General features: G+C 72.7%; 19 protein-coding genes. 10 read left to right on the top strand and 9 right to left on the bottom strand.

The annotated features are described in order from the left end of the window. The first annotated feature begins 83 nt into the window (after positions 1–83). From ACZ466_RS30705 to ACZ466_RS30695, 3 genes are read left to right on the top strand one after another with little or no spacing between them, the layout of a single operon-like run. Entirely contained in the window at positions 84–830 is a 747-nt protein-coding gene (locus ACZ466_RS30705) for a hypothetical protein (RefSeq protein WP_378285200.1), read from the top strand. Continuing rightward, positions 827–1,582: a hypothetical protein gene (locus tag ACZ466_RS30700; RefSeq protein ID WP_378285201.1), complete on the top strand. Its 756-nt coding sequence runs from the start codon at positions 827–829 to the stop codon at positions 1,580–1,582. Before ACZ466_RS30705 ends, ACZ466_RS30700 begins: the two co-directional genes overlap by 4 nt. 29 nt (positions 1,583–1,611) lie before the next feature. Further along, positions 1,612–3,294 carry a serine/threonine-protein kinase gene (locus ACZ466_RS30695; RefSeq protein ID WP_378285202.1) on the top strand — a complete coding sequence of 561 codons (1,683 nt, stop codon included), beginning with the start codon at positions 1,612–1,614 and terminating at the stop codon, positions 3,292–3,294. A 36-nt stretch (positions 3,295–3,330) separates the two neighbouring features. Here the strand turns inward: ACZ466_RS30695 and ACZ466_RS30690 are convergent, their stop codons facing one another. After that, positions 3,331–3,933, bottom strand: a complete 603-nt coding sequence (locus tag ACZ466_RS30690) for a DUF7691 family protein (RefSeq protein WP_378285203.1) — start codon at positions 3,931–3,933, stop codon at positions 3,331–3,333. A gap of 87 nt (positions 3,934–4,020) precedes the next feature. Here ACZ466_RS30690 and ACZ466_RS30685 point away from each other — a divergent pair, with 87 nt between their 5' ends. Both ACZ466_RS30685 and ACZ466_RS30680 read left to right on the top strand, forming a co-directional pair. Then, positions 4,021–4,593: a TetR/AcrR family transcriptional regulator gene (locus ACZ466_RS30685; RefSeq protein ID WP_378285204.1), complete on the top strand. Its 573-nt coding sequence runs from the start codon at positions 4,021–4,023 to the stop codon at positions 4,591–4,593. Between the two features lie 72 nt (positions 4,594–4,665). Further along, the gene (locus ACZ466_RS30680) at positions 4,666–5,871 is read left to right on the top strand and encodes a Cmx/CmrA family chloramphenicol efflux MFS transporter (protein WP_378285205.1); all 1,206 of its coding nucleotides are present in this window, start codon (positions 4,666–4,668) and stop codon (positions 5,869–5,871) included. A gap of 3 nt (positions 5,872–5,874) precedes the next feature. On the opposite strand, the gene ACZ466_RS30675 is transcribed toward ACZ466_RS30680, so the two are convergent. From ACZ466_RS30675 to rraA, 3 genes are all read right to left on the bottom strand, one after another. Beyond that, on the bottom strand, positions 5,875–7,173 hold the full coding sequence (locus tag ACZ466_RS30675) for a hypothetical protein (RefSeq protein WP_378285206.1): 1,299 nt from the start codon (positions 7,171–7,173) through the stop codon (positions 5,875–5,877). A 263-nt stretch (positions 7,174–7,436) separates the two neighbouring features. Then, positions 7,437–9,503: a M6 family metalloprotease domain-containing protein gene (locus ACZ466_RS30670; protein ID WP_378285207.1), complete on the bottom strand. Its 2,067-nt coding sequence runs from the start codon at positions 9,501–9,503 to the stop codon at positions 7,437–7,439. Positions 9,504–9,649: 146 nt separating this feature from the next. Further along, positions 9,650–10,129, bottom strand: coding sequence for a ribonuclease E activity regulator RraA (rraA, locus tag ACZ466_RS30665; protein ID WP_378285208.1), 480 nt, complete (start codon positions 10,127–10,129; stop codon positions 9,650–9,652). A gap of 124 nt (positions 10,130–10,253) precedes the next feature. On the opposite strand from rraA, the gene ACZ466_RS30660 reads away from it, so the two are divergent. After that, positions 10,254–11,396 (top strand): serine/threonine-protein kinase, encoded by a 1,143-nt coding sequence (locus tag ACZ466_RS30660; RefSeq protein ID WP_378285209.1) that lies wholly within the window; start codon positions 10,254–10,256, stop codon positions 11,394–11,396. Here ACZ466_RS30660 and ACZ466_RS30655 read toward each other — a convergent pair. After that, positions 11,393–11,863, bottom strand: coding sequence for an Lrp/AsnC family transcriptional regulator (locus ACZ466_RS30655; RefSeq protein WP_378285210.1), 471 nt, complete (start codon positions 11,861–11,863; stop codon positions 11,393–11,395). The genes ACZ466_RS30660 and ACZ466_RS30655 overlap by 4 nt on opposite strands. Before the next feature lie 163 nt (positions 11,864–12,026). Here ACZ466_RS30655 and rocD point away from each other — a divergent pair, with 163 nt between their 5' ends. The 3 genes from rocD to ACZ466_RS30640 all read left to right on the top strand — a co-directional run bounded on the left by rocD (position 12,027) and on the right by ACZ466_RS30640 (position 15,654). After that, entirely contained in the window at positions 12,027–13,256 is a 1,230-nt protein-coding gene (gene rocD / locus ACZ466_RS30650) for an ornithine--oxo-acid transaminase (protein ID WP_378285211.1), read from the top strand. A gap of 137 nt (positions 13,257–13,393) precedes the next feature. Next, on the top strand, positions 13,394–14,035 hold the full coding sequence (locus tag ACZ466_RS30645) for a PadR family transcriptional regulator (RefSeq protein WP_378285212.1): 642 nt from the start codon (positions 13,394–13,396) through the stop codon (positions 14,033–14,035). Next, on the top strand, positions 14,032–15,654 hold the full coding sequence (locus ACZ466_RS30640; protein WP_464041759.1) for a DHA2 family efflux MFS transporter permease subunit: 1,623 nt from the start codon (positions 14,032–14,034) through the stop codon (positions 15,652–15,654). Before ACZ466_RS30645 ends, ACZ466_RS30640 begins: the two co-directional genes overlap by 4 nt. Here ACZ466_RS30640 and ACZ466_RS30635 read toward each other — a convergent pair. From ACZ466_RS30635 to ACZ466_RS30625, 3 genes are all read right to left on the bottom strand, one after another. Next, on the bottom strand, positions 15,581–16,378 hold the full coding sequence (locus tag ACZ466_RS30635) for a DUF6113 family protein (protein ID WP_464041758.1): 798 nt from the start codon (positions 16,376–16,378) through the stop codon (positions 15,581–15,583). The two genes, ACZ466_RS30640 and ACZ466_RS30635, sit on opposite strands and share 74 nt — an antisense overlap. 69 nt (positions 16,379–16,447) lie before the next feature. Continuing rightward, positions 16,448–17,362, bottom strand: coding sequence for an N-acetyl-1-D-myo-inositol-2-amino-2-deoxy-alpha-D-glucopyranoside deacetylase (gene mshB / locus ACZ466_RS30630; RefSeq protein WP_378285216.1), 915 nt, complete (start codon positions 17,360–17,362; stop codon positions 16,448–16,450). 175 nt (positions 17,363–17,537) lie between these two features. Continuing rightward, positions 17,538–18,938 carry a serine/threonine-protein kinase gene (locus ACZ466_RS30625; protein ID WP_378285217.1) on the bottom strand — a complete coding sequence of 467 codons (1,401 nt, stop codon included), beginning with the start codon at positions 18,936–18,938 and terminating at the stop codon, positions 17,538–17,540. Positions 18,939–19,217: 279 nt separating this feature from the next. Here ACZ466_RS30625 and ACZ466_RS30620 point away from each other — a divergent pair, with 279 nt between their 5' ends. Beyond that, a complete protein-coding gene (locus tag ACZ466_RS30620; protein ID WP_378285218.1) occupies positions 19,218–21,314 on the top strand; it encodes a S9 family peptidase in 2,097 nt (698 codons plus the stop codon). On the opposite strand, the gene ACZ466_RS30615 is transcribed toward ACZ466_RS30620, so the two are convergent. After that, positions 21,295–23,085, bottom strand: coding sequence for an ABC transporter ATP-binding protein (locus tag ACZ466_RS30615; protein WP_378285219.1), 1,791 nt, complete (start codon positions 23,083–23,085; stop codon positions 21,295–21,297). The genes ACZ466_RS30620 and ACZ466_RS30615 overlap by 20 nt on opposite strands. Positions 23,086–23,112: the final 27 nt, after the last annotated feature.

The following is a 23,112-nucleotide window of genomic DNA, read 5'->3' as shown; positions in this document are numbered from 1 at the left end:
CCCCGCACCGCTCCCCCCGCGCGGCCCCGCGTTCGTCCGGCTCCGAGCCCCACCCACCGGCGGCACCCACCGAAGGAACCCTCATGCCCCACCACCCGCACCCCAGGCTGAAGGTGCTGGCAGGCGCGTCCTTGGTAGGCGCGCTCGCCGTCCCCTTCCTCACAGCCGCCCACGCCAACGCGGCCCCCTGCGGCTCCCCCGGCAACCTCGTCTGCTTCCCCGAAAGCGACGGAAGCCAGTCCGGCGGAGGAGGCGGCACCGGCGGAGGCGGCTCAGGAGGCGGAGGCGGCGGGATCCCCACCCTGGGCGGAGACGACCAAGGGCTGGGCGTCGGAGGCGGCCCGGCTGCCCCACCGGCGGCCGCGCCCCCGGCCACCATCGACCTGGCCGAGCGGGCCCGCGTCGAAGCGCCGTATCCGGTCCCGACCGCGCATACCGCGCCGGCCGACAAGACGTACGTCAGGATGCGCACGGCGTTGTGGGTGGACGGCTTCCAAACGGTCTCCACCCCGCCCATCTCCGCCGGTGACCAGCTCGTCCAGGCGACCGCGACCCCGCGTTCGGTCCGCTGGGAACTCGGCGAGACGACCCTCGACTGCAACGGGCCGGGCAGACCCAACAGCACGGAATGCGGCCACACCTACAACCGCTCTTCAGCGTCCGCCCCCGGTGGCGCCTACCGCATCACCGCGACCATCACGTGGAGCGTCAGCTGGACGTGCCAGGGCGGCGAGTGCGACGCGCCAGGGGGCGACCTCGCCGACATGTCCATGACCTCGCCTCCGACACCGCTGGTCGTGGGCGAGATCCAGACCAACACCCGGTCATGACGTGGCGGAGGGGCCGTGCCGGGTCCGGCCTGCGACTCCCGGCCGTGATGCTGACCGTTTCGGCGTTGGCGATGACCGGCTGCGGGGGCGGTGACGAGCCCAAGGCACCGCCCCGCCCGAGCCAGGCGGCCCCGAGCACGTCCGCGCCGCCCCCGGTCTACACGGCGGAACAGGTGAAACGAGGGCTGATCGGCCCCGGCGACATCGGTTCCGGAATCCGCGAGATCCGCACCGTGGCCGACGTGCTCAAGGACGGGGGCGCCCCCATCTGCTCGCTCACGGCGACCAGGCTCCAGGGCGACCCGCAGATCACGACCCGCCAGTTCAGCAGCCGTGCGAGCGGAAAGAACGAAGTCAAGTACACCCAGGTGCTGGCCCGTTACGCCACCGCCCAGGCCGCCGCCGGTTCCTACGAGGATCTGAAGAAGAAGGCGCGTTCGTGCCCCGCAAAACGACGGGTGGCGGCCAAGAAGATCCGCGAGGACTTCACGCTGTACGCGCACAACGACACCTGGAAGGTGAGCGAGGACACGCTCGCCGGATGGAATCGGCTGCGCGGCACCGAACGGCAGGAGTATTCGGCCTCGAACACTGAATACAACATCTTCCATGTCATGTACGACTACGCGGCGCGGGGCAACCTGGTGGTCGCCACGATGTACTACGAGCGGACGGAGCCGGGAAAGGAGTCCGGGCCGATCGCGGAGCGGGCGAGCGGGGTGCTGACCAAGCAGCTTCGGAAGATCGGATGAGTTCGGGGGGCTGGCGGCTCCCCGGGCATGTGGAACTCCAGGAGTTGGGCGCCGGCGCGCAGGGGCGTGTCGTGCTGGCGCGCCACGAGGTGTCCGGTCAGCACGTGGCGATCAAGTATCTGGCGTCCGGGCTGCTGGGGGACTCGCATGCCCGGGCCACGTTCCGCAGCGAGGCCGAGCTGCTGAGGCGCGTGGCCGATCCCCATGTGACGCGCCTGCTGGACTATGTCGAGGCTCCGCGGGGAGCGGCGATCGTCATGGAGGTGGTCGCCGGTCCCTCGCTCCGCGCCGTGCTGGACCGGCGCGATCGGCCGCTGGAGCCGGAGGCCGCGCTCACCGTCCTCAAAGGCTCGCTACGCGGCCTGGCCGCCGCCCATGCCGTCGGTGTGGTTCATCGTGACTACAAGCCGGCGAACGTCCTGGTCCAGAGCGACGGCCAGAGCAAGCTGATCGACTTCGGAGTGGCCGTCCTCTCCGGCCAGGGCGGCATCATGGGCACGCCCGCCTACATGGCACCGGAGCAGTGGCAGGGGGCGCCCGCGACGCCTGCCACCGATGTCTACGCCGCCACCTGCGTCTTCTTCGAATGCGTCACCGGCCGCAAGCCTTACGGCGCGGCGACGCAGGGGGAGTTGCGGGCGCAGCACATGGCGGCGCCCATTCCCATCGACGGCGTGCCGGAAGCCCTGCGATCCCTCATCGTTCAAGGGATGGCGAAGCATCCTGGCCAGCGCCGAGGGAACGTGGCGGCGTTTCTCGACGAGCTCGAGGCGGCGGCCGTGGCGAACTACGGTGCCGGCTGGGAGCGGCGGGGCCTGATCGCGCTGGGAACGGCCGCGGCGGTCCTCGCGGCCGCCCTTCCCTTCGCGCTGATCAGCAGTGCCCTCTCGCCCGGGGCGGTCATCGGCTCTGCGGGCGAAGCCGCACATGCGCTCGGCGGGAATGGCCTGCTGGCCAAGATCGGGGGAGCGAAGGCGGCGGGCGGGGCCGTCGCCGGGACGGCGGCGGCCGTCATGATCGCGACGTACTTTCTGCCCGCGGGCGCCGATGTGGGAGGCACCTCCACAGGCGACTACCGCGCGTATTTCGGCAGCCCTCGTGTCGTCCTGGACAACACCTCGATCCCCGACGGCGACACCGACGCGAGCCCGCTCATCAGCGAGAAGATCACCGTGTCCCCCGCGCGGGCCAGGGCCGGAACGCGCGTCCGGGTCGACACGACCTGGCACGGACGGACGCCGTGGGGCCTGCAGTATCTCGGTCCGGGACGGTTCCGCTGCCACGGTCCCGACTCGGAGAGGGGAGACGCCTACCACAGTTCGTACAGCGTCGCCCTGGGAGAGCAGAAGAACGAGAGCAAGGACTCCAAGAAGCCGAAATTCTGGCTCTACCGCACGAGTGAGAAATCACCCAATGACATTCCCTCGGGCACGCCCGTTCCCGTCCAAGGCGCACTCCTCAGGCAGAACGACCAGGAAAAGTACTACGACCACAAGCACTGTTCCTGGACCTTCAACGGGACGACGGCCGCGGAGGTCATCATTCCCGCCGAAGCAGCGCTCAAGCCGGGAAAGTACCGGCTGTCCCGGCACAATCCGGTCGGGATAGGTTTCGTGCGGGCGGAGGTGGGCGAGCGTCTGACGACGATCAGTCCGGCTTCGGCCGACGCGCGGGTCGAAGGCTCCCTGCCGACGCTCGAGGTTCTTGAGTGAGGGGGTGGCCAGGGTCCTTGTGCCGGTCGCGGGGTATCAGAATTCGAAGGCGGCTACTCCGCAGCCTGGGCGGGTCTGGGCTTCGCGGGTCCATTCGATGCAGTAATCGATGGCTTCCAGGACCTCGTGGTCAAGGGAGTCGCGCTGTTCCTGGGTGGTCGACTCCCATTGGGTCAGGGCCTCCGCGCACTGGTCGGGTGACCATTCGCCGTAGCAGGGCAGGTGCTCGGGGGCGGGAAGCGCGGAAGGGACCGACCCGTAGGTGAAGTCGGTGACGCTGACGGCCTTGATGCCGAGGTCGGAGAGGCCCTTGTCCACGGTTTCCAGCCAGCCGCTTCGGTACGGCGAGAAATGGTTGTTGAAGAGCCGCCGGCCGTAGAACTGGCAGATCATCTCGTAGGCGTAGGCGTACTGGAAGGCGTGCGCCTCGTCGTAGGGGCCGCCCTCGATGACGGCCCGTACGGCGTCGTAGCGGGTGGGGGCGCCGTCTTCGATCAAGGAGGAGAACTCCTCGTCGGCGTGCGCGAGCTGGGACTTGAAGCGGCCGCCGATCATTCGTCGCAGCTTGTCGTCCCCGCCGCCGATGGCGCCGTTGGCCTTGGCGAGGTCGACGAGGTAGAGGCTCAGCGAGTAGCTCATGCGCGCGACGGTAGCGGCCGCCGCCGACAGGCGGGGCGCGGTTTCGGGTTCTGGATCGATCGTTTCAAAACGTGGTAGCGTGCCGCCATGGCCCGGCCGCGGAACTTCGACGAGGAACGGGCGGTCGAGGCAGCGATGCGCGCCTTCTGGACCGCCGGGTACGAGGCGACCTCCACCCAGGACCTGTGCGAGGCCACCGGCCTGGGGCGCAGCAGCATCTACAACACCTTCAAGAGCAAGCACGAGCTGTTCGAGCGGGCCCTGCGGCGCTACATGGAGCTCAAGGCCGGCGACTACACCGAGCTGCTGGAGGGGTCCGGGACGGTCCGGGAGAAGATCGCCGAGCTGTTCCGGCGGATGATCGACGACGAGACCGGGGACGGGCTGGGCTGCCTGGTGGTCAACACCGGGATCGAGCTGGCGCCCCGCGATCCGGAGATCGCCGCGCTACTGGAGCGGGACTACCGGCGGCGGCTGGAGATCCTGCGGTCGACGTTCCGCGCCGGGCAGCGCGAGGGCGAGATCGATCCGGGCCGCGACCCGTCCGAGCTGGCCCACTTCGTCATCGCGACGATCGGCGGGATCCGGGTGTCGGCCCGTTCGGGGCTGGGGCGGCCGGCGCTGGAGGCGGTGGCGGGCGCGGCGCTCCGCGCGATCTGAGCGCGGTCGGGTTTCGCCTTTTTTGCGGGCATTTTTTGGACTGATCGATTCAAAACAGGGAGGAGAGCGCCTGTGCCGTGGGCGATCTACGTGCTGGGATTCGCGATCTTCGCGCAGGGCACCTCGGAGTTCATGCTGGCCGGGCTGCTGCCCGCCATGGCGGACGAACTGGGCGTGTCGGTGCCCACCGCGGGGCTGCTGATCTCCGCGTACGCCCTCGGGATGGTGGCCGGGGCGCCGGTGCTGGCGATGGCCACGCTGCGGCTGGCGCGCCGCACCGCGCTGCTCGCCTTCCTCGCCGTCTTCGCGCTGGCGCACGTGGCGGGCGCGCTGACGCCGAGCTACGAGGTGCTGTTCGCGACCCGGCTGGTGGGCGCGTTCGCCAGTGCCGGGTTCTTCGGCGTGGCGGTGGTCGCGGCGGTCGATCTGGTGCCGGCGGACGCGCGCGGGCGGGCGGTCTCGATCGTCATCGGCGGGATCACCGTGTCGACGGTCCTGGGCGTTCCCGGCGGGACCTTCCTCGGGCAGTACCTGGGCTGGCGGGCGGCGTTCTGGACGGTCGCTGTGCTGTCCACGGTGGCCCTGGTGGGAGTGGGCACCGCGTTGGCAGGTGCGCGCCGCGCGTCCGTTGGCAACGTTCCGGGGGTGCGCGAGGAGTTGCGCAGCCTGGCCTCGCCCGGGTTGTGGATCGCGTACGGGACGAGCGCCCTGTCCTTCAGCTCGATGATGGCGACGTTCAGTTATCTGGGGGCGATGCTCACCGACACCACGCGCCTACCGGAGGGGTGGGTGCCGGGCGTGCTCGCCCTCTTCGGCGTGGGGTCGCTCATCGGCATCGTCATCGGGGGGCGGGTGGCCGACGCGTACCCGTTCCGCACGCTCACCATTGGAATGACGGGCGTTGTGCTGGCATCGGCCGGTATCGCTCTGGGGGCTTCCAACGCGGTGGCCGTCATCGTGCTGGTGCCCTTGCTCGGCGGCTTCGGTCTTGCGACCAACCCCGCGGTGAGCGTCCGCGTGTACGCGACCCTTGGCGAGGTACGGACCCTTGCGGGGGCCACGGTCACTTCTATGTTCAACGTCGGCAACACCATCGCGCCTTGGCTGGGCGGGCTCGTCATCGGCGCGGGCTTCGGCTACCGCTTCGCCGCGTGGGTGGGCGCGGGGATGGCCCTGGCGGCCCTGGGGACGGTGGCGCTGGGGGCCTGGGTTGCACCCCGCTCCCCCGGGCGGGTCGCTGCTGTGGCCGTCACGCCTGAGGTCTGCGTGCGCCAGTAGCGCTCAGCACTGCGGCTTCTTCATCCCGTAGAGCGCGCGCTGCCCCGGGTGCTCGGCGACCGTCCAGACCTGGTCGGCCCCGCGCCAGCAGGACAGGTCCTCGGGGCCGAAGGAGACGGTCTCGCGCTGGACGTCCTCGAAGCCGTCCGCCCACACGGCCTGGACGAGCTGCCCCTGGTTCTTGTTCTGGCCGGGCGGGTAGGAGTGCTCCGCCAACGGGACGTTGCGCGTGAACCACCACGTGCCGTCCGCGGTGGCCCCTCCCTGGACGTAGGAGGCCGGAAGGCGGGCCACCCAGGACGGCGTGGCCCGCCCCTGGGCGTCGGTCTCCAGGTCGCTCGATCCGGGGCTGCCGCTGGTCAGGGGGAACTGCGCCACGCGCCCGTTGCCGTTCTTGCACCACTCCCCCGTCACCAGCCTGTCCTTGCCGGTGCGGTTGATGGACAGCCAGGAGTGGTTCGGGGTGCCGTTGACGGTGCAGGGCCCTCCGGACGGCCTGTCCGGGACGTACGACAGCACCTGCGGCATCACGTACCGGTACCCGTAGGCGTGGTAGGTCTTGCCGTGCAGGCCGACGAGGCCGGGCTTGGACGTGGACCCGTTCGCGCTCTTGCCCAGGTCGAAGATCTGCCGCATGTCGAACACGCGCAGGCCGGCGCTGGTGTCGGACACGTAGAGGCGGTTGCCGTACCAGGCGATGCCCCCGGCGTGGATCCCGGTGTCGGAGCCGTGCGTGCCCACGGGTTCGTAGGTGGTCCTGCCCCTGGCGTTGCGGTACGGCCACACCAGCAGGGCGTGCCGGTAGGTGTTGTCCTCGGTGTTGACGAAGGTCACGCGGGCGCTCTTGTGCGGCGCCTTCTTGTCGTGGTCGTACCAGCTGACCAGGAGGGGTTTCGCCGTGCCCCACCTCTCGTCCGCCTGGGCGTCGGAGACGCCGGTGACGCCCTGCGGGTACCACTCCTTGGTGGCGGTGTCGCCGGAGTTGAAGCAGAACACCTTCGCCCCGGCGGGGACCCCGGCCGAGGCGCCGCAGTTTCCGCCCCACTCGCCCTGGCGGTTGCCCTTCTGGGTGAGCAGTTCCTGGACGCCGGTCGTCTTCAGGCTCTTGGCCATGCCGCCGAGGGCGGCCCCGTCGGGGCTCGTGCCGACCTTGAGGACGTAGGGCTCCTTGGACGGCACCGCGGCCGACGCCGTGGCCGCGACCTGCTCGGAATAATCAGGAACGAAATAGGCGAAGGCGGGCGTGCCGATGGCCACGGCCATCAGCGGGGCGGCGAGGGCGAGCAGGCGCCGACCGTTCACGTGATCACCTCCGGGGATCACGGAACTTAACACCATTCGGACTTTTCACCCAAGATCACGCAATGCAACGTTATCGTTGCTATTGGAGATCAATGCGAGGTCAGCGACGCCGCGCAGGCACTGATCACCGGATCGAGCACCCGGGCAGTTTGGTAACGATTCGATATCGTCGGTAAACCGAGTGACGGGGCGGAACGTCATGCAGCAGCCTCCGTCGCCGGCCGCGCGCTCGCGCGGCCGGCGACGGGGTCGCCCTCGGAGAGTCAGCCGAGGCGGCAGGTGCCGGTGTCGGCCTTGCTCGGATCGCTCTCCGACACCGCCTTCACCCGCAGATTCGCCCGCCGGTCCGCACCGGCGCCCGGCCTGGCCCAGACCTCCACCGACGTCCGCTCACCCGCCCTGGCGGTGGCCAACTGGTTCGGCACCCAGGTCGTCCAGCCGTCCTCGGACACCGACGCGGTCAGCCGGTACACGTCCGAGGCGTGGTGCCCGCCGCCGCCCTTGCCGGAGTTGCGCAGCGGCATCGTGCACTTCACCCAGCCCGAGCCCGCGTCCCGCGCCTCGCCCTTGTCGACCTTCACGTCGCGGCGCTGCGGCCCCGCGCCGTCCAGCGAACGGATCGCGACCGTGTAGGACAGGACTCCCCTGGAATCGCGCTTGAGGTCGAGCACGTAGAAGTGCAGCCGGTTCGCCTTGTCGACGTACTCGAATTCGCTGCCCGAGCCGTTCCCGGCGTGGAACAGCGCGTCCGACAGCTGCCGGTAGTCGCCGATCGTCATCTTCTGCGGCGTGCCGTTGGGCAGGACGAAGTCGACCTTGTCGATGTCCTGCGGATTGGCGTCCTTCACCCAGATGAACGGGGCGTCGTCCGCGTCCTTGGTCTTGGACAGCAGCACGCCGGAGTCGGGCGTGAAGGAGTCGAAGCCCATCCGGTCGACGACTTCGAGGGTGTAGTTGTCGTAGCCGCCGCCGTCGCACACCGGGTCCTGGTCCTCACGGCACTCGGGGCTCTTGTCGCCGCCCTCGCCGAGCTTGAGGTTGATGCCCGCGAGCCCGCCCGCGCCCGGGTCGGCGGCGCGCGCGGTCACCCTGGCCACGACGGTGCCGGACGCGGCGAGGGTGTCGCGGTTCAGCTGCAGCACGTGGCCGGGGTCGACGATGCCCAGCTTCAGCTTGTTGCGCAGCATGTGCTGGGCGCCCATGGATCCGCCGCCCGTCGCCGGGATCGTCCACCGGCTGTGCGGGCCGCCGGGCCCGTTGAAGCTGCCGCGGCTCAGCATCTCCCACGGGCCGGAGTACGCGCGCCGCGCGGGGATGGCGTACGGGTTGTTGTAGTTGTCGCCGATCCCCAGGATGTGGCTGAACTCGTGCGCGAAGACGCCCATTCCGGAGCTCTCCGCCTGGGTCGAGCTACCGCTGACGGCGTTCGGCCAGATGGTGGAGCCCGACGCCCAGGACGACCAGGGGACGTACCGGGTCTTCACCCAGTTGGGCAGCGCGGGGTCCTGCGGCCCCCACTCGGGGGTCACCTCCTCCGGGGAGTTGAACTTCATCTGCCCGAACTCCTGCCAGGTGGAGCTCTCGTCCTGCCCCGCCGAGAGGTAGAAGACGAAGTCGAACTCCTTGGCCCTGTCCTCGCCCACGTCGGCGATCCAGGCCGCACGCGCGTCCGCGCGGATGTCGCGGTTGCAGGTGTCCCCCGCGGGGCATCCCGTGCCGCCCTGCATCCGGTTCTCCACGCCGTACTCGTGGTCCTTGGCGGGCATCCGGTACGCGCCGAACGCCGTGAGGTCGACCCCGTACCGCCCCTGGGAGTCCTCCATCCAGTACTCGTGCAGGGTGTGGCCCTGGTTGAGGGACTGCGGCTTGTTGAGGAAGTCCTGGTAGAACCGGGCGACCCCGTCGCGCGGCACGTTCCCCGCCAGGCTCGGGTTGCCGAAGATCGTGGAGTTCTTCGCCCTGGTCACGACGAAGTCCTGGTCGGGGTAGTCGACCAGGACGACGGCGCCCCTGAAGTTCTTGACCGATCCCTTCCGGGAGGGGTCGGCCCACGAGGTCCCCGGGACGGGCTTGTAGTCGTCCCACGTCATCGTGTCGGGCAGTTCGTAGTCCTGCGGGTCGATCGGCCTGGGGGCGCCCGCCGCGTACGTGCGCAGCCGCTGGGCCTGCTGCCACGGCTGGGTCTGGGGCCAGTGCCGCATCTGCCACGGGTTCTTGGCGGGCTCGGGGACGGGGGGCCGTTGCCCGGCGGTGGCGGGCGCGGTCGCGAGTCCTGCGGACAGCGTCAGAGCCGCCACGAGGGGGACGAGCAGTCTCTTGTCTACGCGCATGTCTCACCTGTCTGCGGTTGTTGGTGAGACCGTAGAGACGTCCGTTTCCTCCGGACAATGGCCGAGTTACACGATCTTGTCCGGGTACCGCTGGCAGCTTGTCCGGGTGCCGCTGGCAGCTCACGCCGAGCCCCTCGGGAGCGCGGTCAGAGCAGGGGACGGGCGGCGGTGACGATGCCGTCCTCGTCGGCGTAGAGGTGGTCGCCGGGACGGAACTCCACGCCGCCGAAGGACACCGGGACGTCGATCTCCCCGGCCGCGTCCTTGACGCTCTTGCGCGGGTTGGAGCCCAGCGCCTTGATCCCCAGATCGAGGGTGCGCAGCGCGGCGACGTCCCGGACCGCGCCGTTGATCACCACCCCGGCCCAGCCGTTGCGGACCGCCGCGGCGGCGATCAGGTCGCCCATCAGCGCGGAGCCGAGCGAGCCGCCGCCGTCCACGACCAGCACCCGGCCCTCGCCGGGCCCGGTGAGCAGCTTCTTGACCAGGCCGTTGTCCCGGTGGCAGCGCACGGTGGCGATCGGGCCGGCGAACGCGGCGCGCGCCCCGTACCCGCGGAACTGCGTCTCGCAGCTCTGCAGCTCGTCCCCGAAGTCGTCGATCAGATCGGCGGTCGCGAAGTCCATGCGCGGCAGCCTACCGAGCGGCTCTACCCGCGAGTAGCCGGAGGTCCGGGGCCAAGGGCGGACGGACGCCTGACAGGACCCGGTGATCTTCGGTACAACGTTCTTCTGAACCCAGGAGGTCGCCATGCAGCCCCCCAGCCGCCCCGGCCCCGCGTTCGAGGCGTTCCGGCCCATCGAACCGGGGGATCCGGTGCTGATCGGCGGCTACCGCGTGCTGGCCCGGATCGGCACGGGACGCCTCGGCGAGGTGTACCTGGCCGCCGCGCAGAGCGGGCGGCGGCTGGCCATCAAGTCCGTACGGGCCGATCTCGCGGACGACGAGGCGTTCCGGCGCCGCTTCAAGCGGGAGATCGCCGCGGCCCAGCGCGTCCGCGGGCCGTTCCTGGCGACCGTGGTCGACGGGCACGCGGAGGGGACGCGCCCCTGGGTGGCGTCCGAGTTCGTGCCCGGTCCCACGCTCGACGACGCGGTGCAGGCGCACGGCCCCCTCCCCGTACCCGCGGTGCGCGTGCTCATGGGAGCGCTCGCGGAGGCCCTCCAGGCCCTGCACGACGCCGACACCGTCCACGGCGCGCTCACGCCGTCCAATGTGCTGCTCACCGAGGACGGCCCGCGCACGGTCGACTTCGGCTCGCTCGAGCACGAGACGTCGGCGGCCGGCGACGTCTTCATGCTCGGCTGCGTGGCGCTGTTCGCGGCGACCGGGCAGGGCGCGTTCCCCAGGCCGTTCCAGTACGAGCCGCCCGACCTGAGCGGATGCCCCGACGCGTTGCGCGGGCCGATCGAACGCTGCCTCGCCGAGCGGCCGGAGGACCGCCCAGAGCCGCGCGAGCTCGCCGCCGAACTGGAGGCCGAGCCGCCCGCACCCGGCTGGCTGCCGCCCGAGGTCGCCGCGCTGCTCCCCGCCTACGAAGCCGAGCCGCCGCGTCCCGACGCGTCCCCGCTCCCCACGCCTCCCGCGCCTCCCGCTGCGGCGCCCCCCACGCCCTCCTTCGCCCCGCCGCCGGAAACCCGGCCGGACCCGGGCGGTCCGCCCGGCCGGGCTCGGACGACCCGCCCCGACATGCCGGAGGCGGCGCCGGGACGGCCCGCACGGCCGAACTTCGTCGTCCCCGAGCAGCCCCCGCACACCGACCCCTCGCTCCCCAGACGGTCCATGGAACCGGTGATGGGCAGCTACCGGCACGACCTCGTCGTCGCGCTCGGCATCGGCGGCGGCGCGTTCGGCCTGCTGGTCCTGATCCTGCTCCTGGTCTTCCTGGGCTAGCCGCCCGCGCGGCCGTCGGGCGGGGTGTCGGTCGGACGGCCGATGAGCCGCGACAGCACGATCGCGGTCTTGGTCGCGGTGATGTTGTCCTCCCGCCGCAGCCGCTCCAGCGACTGCTCCAGATGCTGGATGTCGCGGACGCGCACGTGCACCAGCGCGCTGGCGTCACCGCTGACGGTGTACGCGGCGACCACCTCGGGATGCTTGCGGATGCTGGAGTAGATCTCCTCCGGCGAGGTCGCGCCGGTGCAGAAGATCTCGATGAACGCCTCGGTCGTCCAGCCCAGCGCGGCCGGGTCCACGATCGCGGCGAAGCCGGTGATGACGCCGTCGGCGCGCAGCCGGTCGACGCGCCGCTTCACCGCCGGGGCCGACAGCCCGACCCGGTCGCCGATCTGCGCGTACGATGCGCGGCCGTGCTCCAGGAGCTGCGCAACGATTCGCCGGTCAAGCTCGTCGAGACGCAACGGATCACCTCCTGAACGACGATCCCGCACACTGGTCGTGCGCCGTTACCGAACTTACGCTGAGGGTGGGGACGGCGGCCAGCCGGGCGGGGACGGCGGCCGGTCGCCCTCCCCTCTGCCTCCCGGCGCCGTCCGGTGCCTGGAACGAGTCCGCCGTCCGCCGATGACCGCCGGAGGGAGCGTCGTGAGCCTGACCGACCAGCTACGGGCCCTGTCCGAAGAGCACAGCGCGCACAACTACCACCCGCTGCCGATCGTGATAACCGACGCCGAGGGCGCCTGGGTCACCGATGTCGAGGGGCGGCGCTACCTGGACATGCTGGCCGCCTACTCCGCGGTCAACTTCGGGCATCGCCATCCGCGGCTGACGGCGGCGGCGCGCCGGCAGCTCGACCGGGTCACCCTGGTCAGCCGGGCCTTCGACCACGACCTGTTCGGCCCGTTCGCGGCCGAGCTCGCCGAGCTGTGCGGCAAGGACATGGTGCTGCCGATGAACAGCGGCGCCGAGGCGGTCGAGACGGCGCTGAAGACCGCCCGCAAGTGGGGCTACGAGGTGCGGGGCGTCCCGGCCGGGCAGGCGAACATCATCACCTTCGAGGGCAACTTCCACGGCCGCACGACCACCATCGTCAGCTTCTCCACCGACCCCGACGCGAAGGAGTCCTACGGGCCGTACACGCCCGGGTTCCGGACCGTCCCCTACGGCGACGCCGAGGCGCTGCGGGCGGCGATGGACGACGCCACGGTCGGGGTGCTGATCGAGCCGATCCAGGGCGAGGCCGGGGTGAACGTGCCGCCCAGCGGTTTCCTGACGGCGGTGCGGGAGCTGTGCACCGAGCGCGGCGCGCTGATGCTCGCCGACGAGATCCAGTCGGGGCTGGGCCGTACCGGCACCACGTTCGCGGTCGAGCACGAGAACGTCGTCCCCGACGTCTACATCCTGGGCAAGGCGCTGGGCGGCGGCATCATGCCGGTGTCGGCCGTGGTCGCCGACCGGGACGTCCTCGGGGTCTTCAGGCCGGGCCAGCACGGCTCGACGTTCGGCGGCAATCCGCTGGCCTGCGCGATCGGGCGGGAGGTCGTGGCGATGCTGCGGACGGGCGAGTTCCAGGAGCGCTCCCGGACGCTGGGCGAGCACATGCACCGGCGGCTGGGCGCGCTGCCGCCCGACCTGGTGCGGCAGGTGCGCGGCCGGGGCCTGTGGGCCGGGGTCGAGCTGTACGGGACGGGGCCGGGCCCGGTGGCGCGCCCGGTGAGCGAGCGGCTGATGGAGCTGGGCGTGCTGGCCAAGGAGACCCACGACACCACGATCCGGCTCGCCCCGCCGCTGGTGATCAGCCGCGAGGACCTGGACTGGGCGCTGGACCGCCTGGAGATCGCCCTGAAGGGCTGACCGCTACCGCACGCGCACGACGCACGACGCGCTACGGGCGAGGGCTCCCCGCGAAGGCCGCGGGGAGCCCTCGCTCGCTTTTCCCGTCCATCCGGATTAGTCTAACTGGACTATTCCAACTGGACGCAGGGACCCCCATGCCGAGACCCCTCGCACCGCTCGCCCTCACGGTGCTGCGGATGCTGCACGACGGGCCGATGCACCCGTACGAGATGCAGCAGCGGATCCGCCATCACGCCTACGACCGGGCCGTGAAGGTCACCCACGGCGCGCTCTACCACGCGGTGGAGCGGCTGACCGCCGGCGGGCTCATCGAGCCCGTCGAGACCGGACGGGAGGGCCGCCGTCCCGAACGCACCGTGTACGCGATCACCGAGGCCGGCCGGGACACCGCGCGGATGCGGATGGTCGAACTGCTGGCCGAGCCCGCCGAGGAGTTCCCGCTGTTCGGCACCGCGCTGGCGTTCGTCAACCTGCTCTCGGAGGACGAGGTCGCCCGGCACCTGCGACGCCGCCAGGTGACGCTGGAGGCCCTGCTGGCCGGGAACCGGGCCGTCTACGACGTGCTCGGCGAGCGGGGCCTCGAGCGCTTCAAGCTGATCGACCACGAGCTCACCCTGACCCGGCACCGTGCCGAGCTCGACCTGGTCCGCGGCCTCGCCGACGACCTGGAGGCCGGACGCCTCACCTGGAGCGACGACCGCTGCGACGGGACCGGCAAGGACGGCAGGCCCGCCGAGAACGGCAAGACCGACGACGAGAACGGAGACCGGTCGTGAAGACCTGGCGCGGCAACCCCTGGGCGATCCTCCTCACCCTCTCCCTCGGGTTCTTCATGACGCTGCTCGACCTGACCATCGTCAACATCGCGATCCCCGACATCGTGGACGCGCTCGGCGCCTCGCTCGACCAGGCGCTGTGGGTGGTCAACGCCTACGTGCTGGTGCTGGCGGTGCTGCTGATCACCGGCGGCCGGCTCGGCGACCTGCTGGGCAAGCGCAACCTGTTCGCCACCGGGGTGGCGGTGTTCACGCTGGCCAGCCTGGCCTGTGCGATCGCCCAGGACCCGGTCCAGCTGATCGCCGCGCGCGCGGCGCAGGGGCTGGGCGCGGCGCTGCTGATGCCGCAGACCATGTCGATGATCATCGACACCTTCCCGGCGGAGCGGCGCGGCACCGCGCTGGGCGTGTGGGGCGCGGTGGCCGGGCTCTCCACGATCACCGGGCCCACGCTGGGCGGACTGCTGGTCACCACGCTCGACTGGCGGTGGATCTTCCTCGTCAACCTGCCCATCGGGGCACTGGTGCTGGCGATGTCGGCGGCGATCCTGCCCGGGCACACCCGCACCGTGCGGCACCGCTTCGACATCACCGGGGTGCTGCTGGCCTCGGCCGCGCTGTTCTGCCTCACCTTCGCGCTCACCGAGGGCCAGAAGCACGAGTGGAACGCCGCGATCCTGACCCTGCTCGGCGCCGCCGCGGTGCTGTTCACGATCTTCCTGCTGCACCAGCGGACCCGGCAGGACGCCGAGCCGCTGGTGCCGTTCACGCTGTTCCGCGACCGCAACTTCGCCATCCTCAGCCTGGTCGGCGGCGGCGTCTCGATCGCCATGATCGGCATGATCCTGCCGATGACCCTCTACCTGCAGTCGGTGCGCGGGTTCAGCCCCCTGGAGGCCGGGCTGGTCATGGCGCCCTCGTCGCTGGCGTCGATGCTGCTGGCCCCGGTGGCGGGACGGCTGTCGGACCGGATCGGCGGCCGGTTCATCCTGATGGGCGGCCTCACCCTGTACGGGCTCGGCAGCCTGTGGCTCGCCCTGGTCGCCCAGGTCGGGACGCATTGGACGGCGTTCCTGGGCCCGTTCCTGCTCAGCGGGATCGGCATCGGCGGGGTGTTCGCGCCGATGGCGACCGAGGCCACCCGCAACGTGCCGCCGCGGCTGGCCGGGGCGGCCTCCGGCGTGAACAACACCGTCCGGCAGGTCGGGTCGGTGCTGGGCGGCGCGGTGGTCGGGGCGGTGCTGCAGAACAGGCTGGCGGACGCGCTGAGGGAGCAGGCCGCGGCCCGTGCGGAGGCGCTGCCGCCCCAGTCCAGGGCCGGGTTCGTGGACGGCTTCGCCGGGGCGGCCAAGGGCGGCCTGGAGATCGGCGCCTCCCACCACGGAACGGTGCCGCAGATCCCCGCGAACGCGGCGCCGGGGGTGGCGCAGCGCGTCCAGGAACTGGGCGGGGAGGTCTTCGCGCACGGGTTCGTGCAGGCGCTGAAGCCGACGCTGGCGGTGCCGATCGCGGTGGTGCTGCTCGGCGCCGCCGCGTGCCTGGGCGTCAGGCGCTACCGGACCCCGGGGGACGCCCAGGCGCCGGAGGGTCGCCCGGCTCCGGACGGACAGCGGGCTTAGGGGCCCGCCACGTCAGCCAGTTCCCCGCGGGACGGGCGGCCGGGACGAGCGACACGGCGACCACCCCGGCCGCCAGCCCGCCGACGATGAACAGGTAGCCGGGCAGGGTTCCCGGGACGATCAGGTCGCCCTCCGTCCGGCCGATCGACAGCGCCAGCGTGACCAGGGCCCACAGCAGGACCGGGACGGCCGCGCCCGTCCGGCCGCCCATCGCCCAGCCCGCCGCCCGCGCGATCGCGAAGTTGACCAGGACCAGCACGATCGCCGCGACGGGGATCGACCCGATCGTCCAGCCCTGGGCGAACGAGCCGACCAGGCCCAGGAGCGCGCCGAGCAGCCCCAGCGCCGCGTAGGCCGCTCCGGAGACGAACGCGTCCAGCGTCGCGTCGCGCGGCCCGCCGGAACCGTAGAGGCCGGGGTCGCCGCCCATGCCCGGGGCCACGCTGGCACCGTACGGCCCGGCATCGTAGGGCCCGGCACTGTACGGGTCCGCGCCGTACGGACTCGGCCCGGGCGGGACGCCCTGACCGTACGCACCGACCTGGTCGGGCGGGACGGCACCCGGGGCGACGCCCCAGGCCCCCTGCTCCTGGCCCTGCCCCTGGCCGTACGGAGCGGCGCCCTCGGCCCCCGGAGGCGCTCCCTGGTCACCGGACCCCTGAGCGGGGCCGGACTCACCGGAGGCGCCGGACGCGTCGGCGGGCGCGGGTCGATCCTTCTTCACGCTCGCCAGGGTATCGACCCGGCCGGTGTCGCAGGACGGCCCCGACCGCCCGCCGAAGCGGACGGCCCGTCAGGAGGAAGGCGGGGGCGGCGGGGCCGGTTCGGCGAACAGGTCCCTCTCGCGCCCGCCGGCCGGGGCCGGGCCGCGCTCGCCCGCGAGCAGGATGAAGTACTCGGTGCCGAACGCCTGCTGCCCCAGGTTGTTGGACAGCGCGAAGAACGGCCCGACCTCCTCCGGGGCCACCACGATCTGGGTGGAGTGCGCGCGCAGGGCGGCCAGCTTGGCGGGCAGGTGGGAACGGGAGTCGACCACCGTGGTGACCTGGTCGTCGGGCACCCCGGAGCCGAGCTCGTCCAGGCTGGCGACCCGGCCGAACGGCAGCCGCGCCTCCCGCATCACCGCGATGGCACGCGCCAGCACGGTGCGGGGCGTGGCGTAGGCGTAGAACTTGTCGGCCCTCCAGGGCTCGCCGCCCTGCCCGTCGTCGTGGCCGGGGTCGGCGGCCAGCTCGTACGCCCGCCAGGTCACCCGGTGCGCCTGGATGTGGTCGGGGTGGCCGTAGTTGCCGCGCTCGTCGTAGGTGACGATGACCTGCGGCCGCACCTCACGGATGATCTTGACGAGTTCCCCGGCCGCCTCGTCGACGTCGGCCCGCCAGAAGCTGCGGGGATCGTCGTTGGTGGCGGTGCCCATCATGCCCGAGTCGCGCCACCGGCCGGGTCCGCCCAGGTAGCGGTGGTCGGACACGCCCAGGGCCGCGCACGCCTCGGACAGCTCGCCGACGCGGTACTCGCCCAGCCGGTCCTCCTTGTCGGAGGCCAGATGGCGCAGCTCGTCGGGGATGACCTCGCCCTCCTCACCCAGGGTGCAGGTGACGAGGCAGACGTGGGCGCCCTCGGCCGCGTACTTGGCCATGGTGGCCCCGGTCCCGATGGACTCGTCGTCCGGATGGGCATGGACGAACAGGATCCGCGGCTCCTTCATAAGACACGAGCCTACTCAGGCCGGGGACCGGTCCGGGATACCGGCCTCCCCGAGGCGCGGGCGCGTCGTGTGGACGGCGCCCGGAGTCTACCGGAACGCCCGGTCCGCCTGCCCGGCCCGGACGTACCGGGCCCGGGTCCGCAGCCGGTCCCTGGCCTGGTCAGACGCCTGCGACTCAGTTGGTGCCGCCGCCACCGCCACCGCCACCGGGCGGAGGCTCCTCACCACCACCGTCGGGCGGGGTCGTGGGCGTGGAGGGCTCGCTCGTCGGGGTCGGCGTCTCGGGCTCGGTCGTCGGGGTCGTGGTCTCGGTCGGCCGGATCGTCGGCTGCTGCGTCTCCGTCGGGACGGTGCGCGTGCGGGTCGGCCGGATCGTCGGCTGCTCGGTCTCGGTCTCCTCGTCGGTGGGCGACTCCGAGACGCTCTCCGACACGCTCGGCGAGGGGTCGTTCCCCGGGTCGCCGTCGCCGTTGGCGGCCATCACCAGCCCGACCACCAGCGCCAGCGCCGCGATCGCGCCGGCCGCCGCCACGATGGGCCAGCGCGACTTCCGCTCCGGCTCCCAGTTCTGGTAGCCGCCGGAGCGGCGGTGCGAGCCCGGCCCGCCGGGCCCGTACGCGGGCGGGAGCGGCGGCGCCGCGGCGACCGGCGGCATGGCGCGGGTGCGGTCGCCGACCGGCTGGGTGCCGGCGGGCATCGGCCCGGCGGCCCGGTGCGACCCCTCCGCCAGCAGCGTGGTGGCCTGGGCGGGGTCGTCCATCTGGGTCTGCGCGGCCGGGCCGGCGCCGATCAGCGTCATCATCAGCTGCTGCGCGGTCGGCCGCCGCTCGGGCTCCTTGACCAGGCAGGCCGCGATCAGGCGGTGCAGGTCGGGCGGCAGCCCGTCCAGGTTCGGCGGCTCGTGCATCACCCGGTTGATCACCGCGACCACGGTGTCGTCGCCGAACGGCGGGTGCCCGGTGGCCGCGAACACCATCGTGGTCGCCCAGGCCCAGACGTCCACCGCCTCGGTGAGCGTGGCCCCGGCGACCTGCTCGGGCGCCATGTACGACGGCGTCCCGATCGCCTTGGTCGCCGCGGTCTGGCCGGTGTCCAGGGCCCGCGCGATCCCGAAGTCGATCACCCGCGGCCCGTCCGGCGCCATGATGACGTTGTGCGGCTTGAAGTCGCGGTGCACGATCCCGGCCTGGTGGATGGCCACCAGCGCGGTCAGCGTCCCGATGCCCAGCCGCTCCAGCGCGGCCCCGGGGATCGGCCCGCTCTCCATCACATGCTTGTGCAGCGACGGCCCCGGGACGTACTCGCTGGCGATGTAGGGCTGGTCGCCGGCGACGTCGGCCTCCAGCACCTGCGCGGTGCAGAAGCGGGCCACCTGCTTGGCCGCCTGGGCCTCGCGGACGAAGCGGTTGCGGGCGTCGGCGTCACCGGCCAGGTCGGCCCGCAGCAACTTGATCGCGGCCTGCGCCCCGGAGGCGTCCACGCCCAGGTAGACCACGCCCTGCCCGCCCTCGCCAAGCCGTTCGAGCAGTTCGTACGAACCCAGCCGCCGGGGATCTCCCGGCTGCAGCTCCGGCATGGACCACTCCTTAGTAACCCGCGACGTCAAGTGTGATGGTGATGAATGGGGAGAAGTCTCGAGCTTACGCGAGCGCACCCGCGATCACTGGCGGTTCCCGATCGGGCACCTTACATCGCGGGACCGACATGAGCGGGCGGATTCGCCGCTCCGGCTCCTCCACCGGCCCTGCCGCCGCCCCTCCCGCCGGGACCGGTCCCGGCGCCCGTCCGCCGGGCCGCGCGCGGCGCGGGGAGGGGTCGGCGTCCGGCGGGGTCCGTGCTGGCAGACTCGGATGTCATGAGCATCGGCTACCCGCGGCAGAGCGCCCGCACCCGGCGGTTCACCCTCGGCGTCCCGCGCGCCTTCCAGATCGCTTCGGACGGCTCGTACGTGGCCTTCCTGCGGACCAAGGCCGGGGACGACCCGGTCACCTGCCTGTGGACGCTCGACACGGCGACCGGTGAGGAGCGGCTGGTCGCCGACCCGGCCGCGCTCGACGTGCCCGGCGAGGAGGACCTGCCGCCCGAGGAACGGGCGCGGCGCGAGCGGGCCCGGGAGCAGGCCGGGGGCATCGTCGGCTACGCGGTCGACCGGGACGCCGCCCGGGCGGTGTTCACGCTCGCGGGCCAGCTGTTCACCGCCGACCTGCGGAGCGGCGCGGTGCGCGCGCTGCCCGCCCGCACTCCGGTGTTCGACCCGCGGCTCGACCCGGCGGGCCGCAAGGTCGCCTACGTCTCGGGCCGCACCGTCCACGTCGTCCCGGTCGGCGGCGGCGCGGCGGAGGGCGGCGAGCCGCTGATCAAGCCGGAGAGCGACCAGGTCTCCTACGGTCTCGCCGAGTTCATCGCCGCCGAGGAGATGAACCGGATGCGCGGCCACTGGTGGTCCCCGGACGGGTCGACCCTGCTGGTCGCGCGCGTGGACGAGACCCCGGTGACGCGCTGGACGATCGCCGACCCCGCCAACCCGGACCGCCCGGCGCACGAGATCGCCTACCCGGCCGCCGGCACCCCCAACGCGATCGTGTCCCTGGTCCTGGTGAAGGCCGACGGCAGCGGCCGGGTCGGCGTCGCCTGGGACCGCGGCGAGTTCCCCTACGTCGTCACCGCGCACTGGGACCGGCACGGCCTGCGGATCGTCGTCCAGTCCCGGGACCAGCGCATCCAGCGGATCCTCGACGTCGACCCGTCCAACGGGGAGACCACGCGGCTGCGCAGCGAGCACGACCCGGTCTGGACCGAGATCGTCGCCGGCGTGCCCGCCCGCACCGGCTCCGGCGCGCCGATCTGGGTCGTGGACGACGCCGAGGCCGACACCCGGCGGATCACGGTCGCGGACGAGCCGGTCACGCCCGCCGGGCTGCAGGTGCGGTCGGTCCTCGGCGCCGAGGACGAGCGGATCCTGTTCACCGGCACGCAGGAGCCCACCGAGCTGCACGTGTGGTCCTACGACGGCGCGGACGGCTCGGTCACCAGGCTCACCGACGGGCAGGGCGTGTTCGGCGGCGCCCGGACGGGCGAGGTCACCGTGCTGACCGCCACCCTGCTGGACCGGCCGGGCGTCTCGGTCGAGGTGCGGACCCCGTCCGGGACGCGGGAGATCGCCTCGCTCGCCCAGGTCCCCGAGATCACCCCGAAGGTCGAGCTGCTGCGGGCGGGCGAGCGGGAGATCCGCACCGCGGTGCTGCTGCCCACCGGCTGGGAGCCGGGCGCGGGCCGGCTGCCGGTGCTGATGGACCCCTACGGCGGCCCGCACGCGCAGCGGGTGCTGGCCGCCCGCCGCGCCTACTACGAGGCGCAGTGGCTGGCCGACCAGGGCTTCGCCGTCGTGGTCGCCGACGGCCGCGGCACGCCGGCGCGCGGGCCCGCGTGGGAGCGCGCCGTCCGCGGCGACTTCACCGGGCCCGTCCTGGAGGACCAGATCGCCGCGCTGGAGGAGGCCGCCCGGCAGCATCCCGGCGCGTTCGACCTGGACCGGGTGGGGATCCGCGGCTGGTCGTTCGGCGGCTGGCTTGCGGCGCTGGCCGTGCTGCGCCGTCCCGACGTGTTCCACGCCGCGGTGGCGGGCGCGCCGGTGACCGACTGGCGCCTGTACGACACCCACTACACCGAGCGCTACCTGGGCCACCCGGAGGAGGAGCCGGACAACTACACCGCCAACTCCCTCATCGAGGACGCCGGCAGGCTGGAGCGCCCCCTGCTCCTCATCCACGGCCTTGCGGACGACAACGTGGTCGCGGCGCACACCCTGCGGTTCTCCTCGGCGCTGCTGGCGGCGGGCCGTCCCCACACCGTCCTGCCGCTGTCCGGGGTCACCCACATGACCCCGCAGGAGATCGTGGCCGAGAACCTGCTGCGCCTGCAGGTCGACTTCCTCAAGCGGAACCTGGGCTGACGCCCTTCCCTGGCCGGGCGGTGCCGTGCCAGCTGCGCCAGAGGGCGGCGTACGAGCCGTCCTCGGCGATCAGCTCCTCGTGGGTGCCCAGCTCGGTGATGCGGCCGCCCTCGACCACGGCGACCCGGTCGGCGTCGTGCGCGGTGTGCAGCCGGTGCGCGATCGCGACCACGGTGCGGCCGTCCAGGACGGCCGCCAGCGAGCGCTCCAGCCGGCGGGCCGCGCGCGGGTCGAGGAGCGAGGTCGCCTCGTCCAGCACGAGCGTGTGCGGGTCGGCCAGGACGAGCCGGGCCAGGGCGAGCTGCTGGGCCTGGGCGGGCGACAGCGTCTCCCCGCCCGACCCGACGGCGGCGTCCAGGCCGGGGCCGTCCCAGTCGACCGCACGCAGCGCCGCCTCGACGTCCTCGGCGGTCGCGTCCGGGCGGGCCATGACCAGGTTCTCCCGGACGGTGGCGCGGAACACGTGGTGCTCCTGGGTGAGGAGCGCGACATGGCCGCGCAGTTCGTCCAGCGGAAGCTCCACCAGCGGCACCCCGCCGCCGGAAGCGCCGTCGCCGCCCTCGGCGGGGCCGACGGTGACCGAGCCGGTGCGCGGGCCGTCGATCCCGGCCAGCAGCCGGCCCAGCGTCGACTTGCCCGCCCCGCTCGGCCCCACGATCGCCAGCCGCTCCCCCGGCCGCAGGTCCAGATCGACGCCGTGCAGCACGTCCCGGCCGGGCCGGTAGGCGTACCGGACGCCGCGCACGGCCAGCCGCGCGCCGCCGGAACGGCGGCCCGGCTCCGCGGGCCGCGCGTCCCCGGCCTCGCCGACCCCCAGCAGCCGGGCCAGCGACGCACCGCCCAGCTGCAGCTCGTCCAGCCAGCTCAGCAGCATCTCGATCGGGGCGATGAGCTGCTGGGCGTACAGCGTCGCCGCCGTCACCTGCGCCAGCGACGCCATCCCGTTGATGTAGAGCAGCCCGCCGGTCAGCAGCGTCGCCGCCACCGGCAGCACGAACGCCATCTCGATCACCGGGTACAGCACCATGCGCAGCCGCAGCGTGTAGCGCTCGGCCGCGTACGACCCGGCGATGTCGGCGTCGGCGCGGCGGTGCCGGCGATCGGCCAGCCGCAGCGCGTCGACCGTGCGGGCGCCGTTCACCGTCTCGGCCAGCCCGTCGGTGAGATCGGCCCAGCGGGCGTTCTCGCGCAGGTAGCCGAGGCGGGCGCGCGGCAGGTACCACCGCATCACGCCCCACAGCAGCGGCACGGAGATCAGGCAGGGCAGCGCCACCAGCGGGCCCGTCAGGATCAGCGCCCCGACCGTCAGGACGGTCATCACGAGCCCGATCAGCATCTCCGGCACCGCGTACCGGACGCTGGTGCCCAGCGTCTCCACGTCCCGGGAGGCGCGGCTCACCAGGTCGCCCGTCCCGGCCCGCTCCACCGTGGGCAGCGGCAGCGCCAGCACCCGTTCGACGAACTCCTCGCGCAGCTCGGCCAGCACCCGCTCGCCCAGCCGCGCCGAGGCCAGGTAGGCGTACCGGGTCAGGACGCCCTGCGCGATCACGAAGACCGCGATGGCGGCGCCGGCGGTGTCGATGCCCGCGCGGCCGCGCCCGACGTCCTCGACCAGGTCGCCGAGGAGCCGCGGCGTGACCAGCCCGGCGACGGCGGCCAGGGCGTGCAGCCCGACCGCGCCGAGCAGCGCGCGCGGGTGCCGCAGCACCAGCCGGCGCGCGTACTCCCTGACCTGCCGCGGCGCCGCCACCGGCAGGATCTCGGCACTCACCGTCCTCCAGCCCTTCCGGTCGATGTC

The organism is Actinomadura rugatobispora (genome assembly GCF_055379765.1).
Note: the sequence above shows the minus strand (reverse complement) of the source record. Positions and strands in the feature narration are given on the sequence as shown.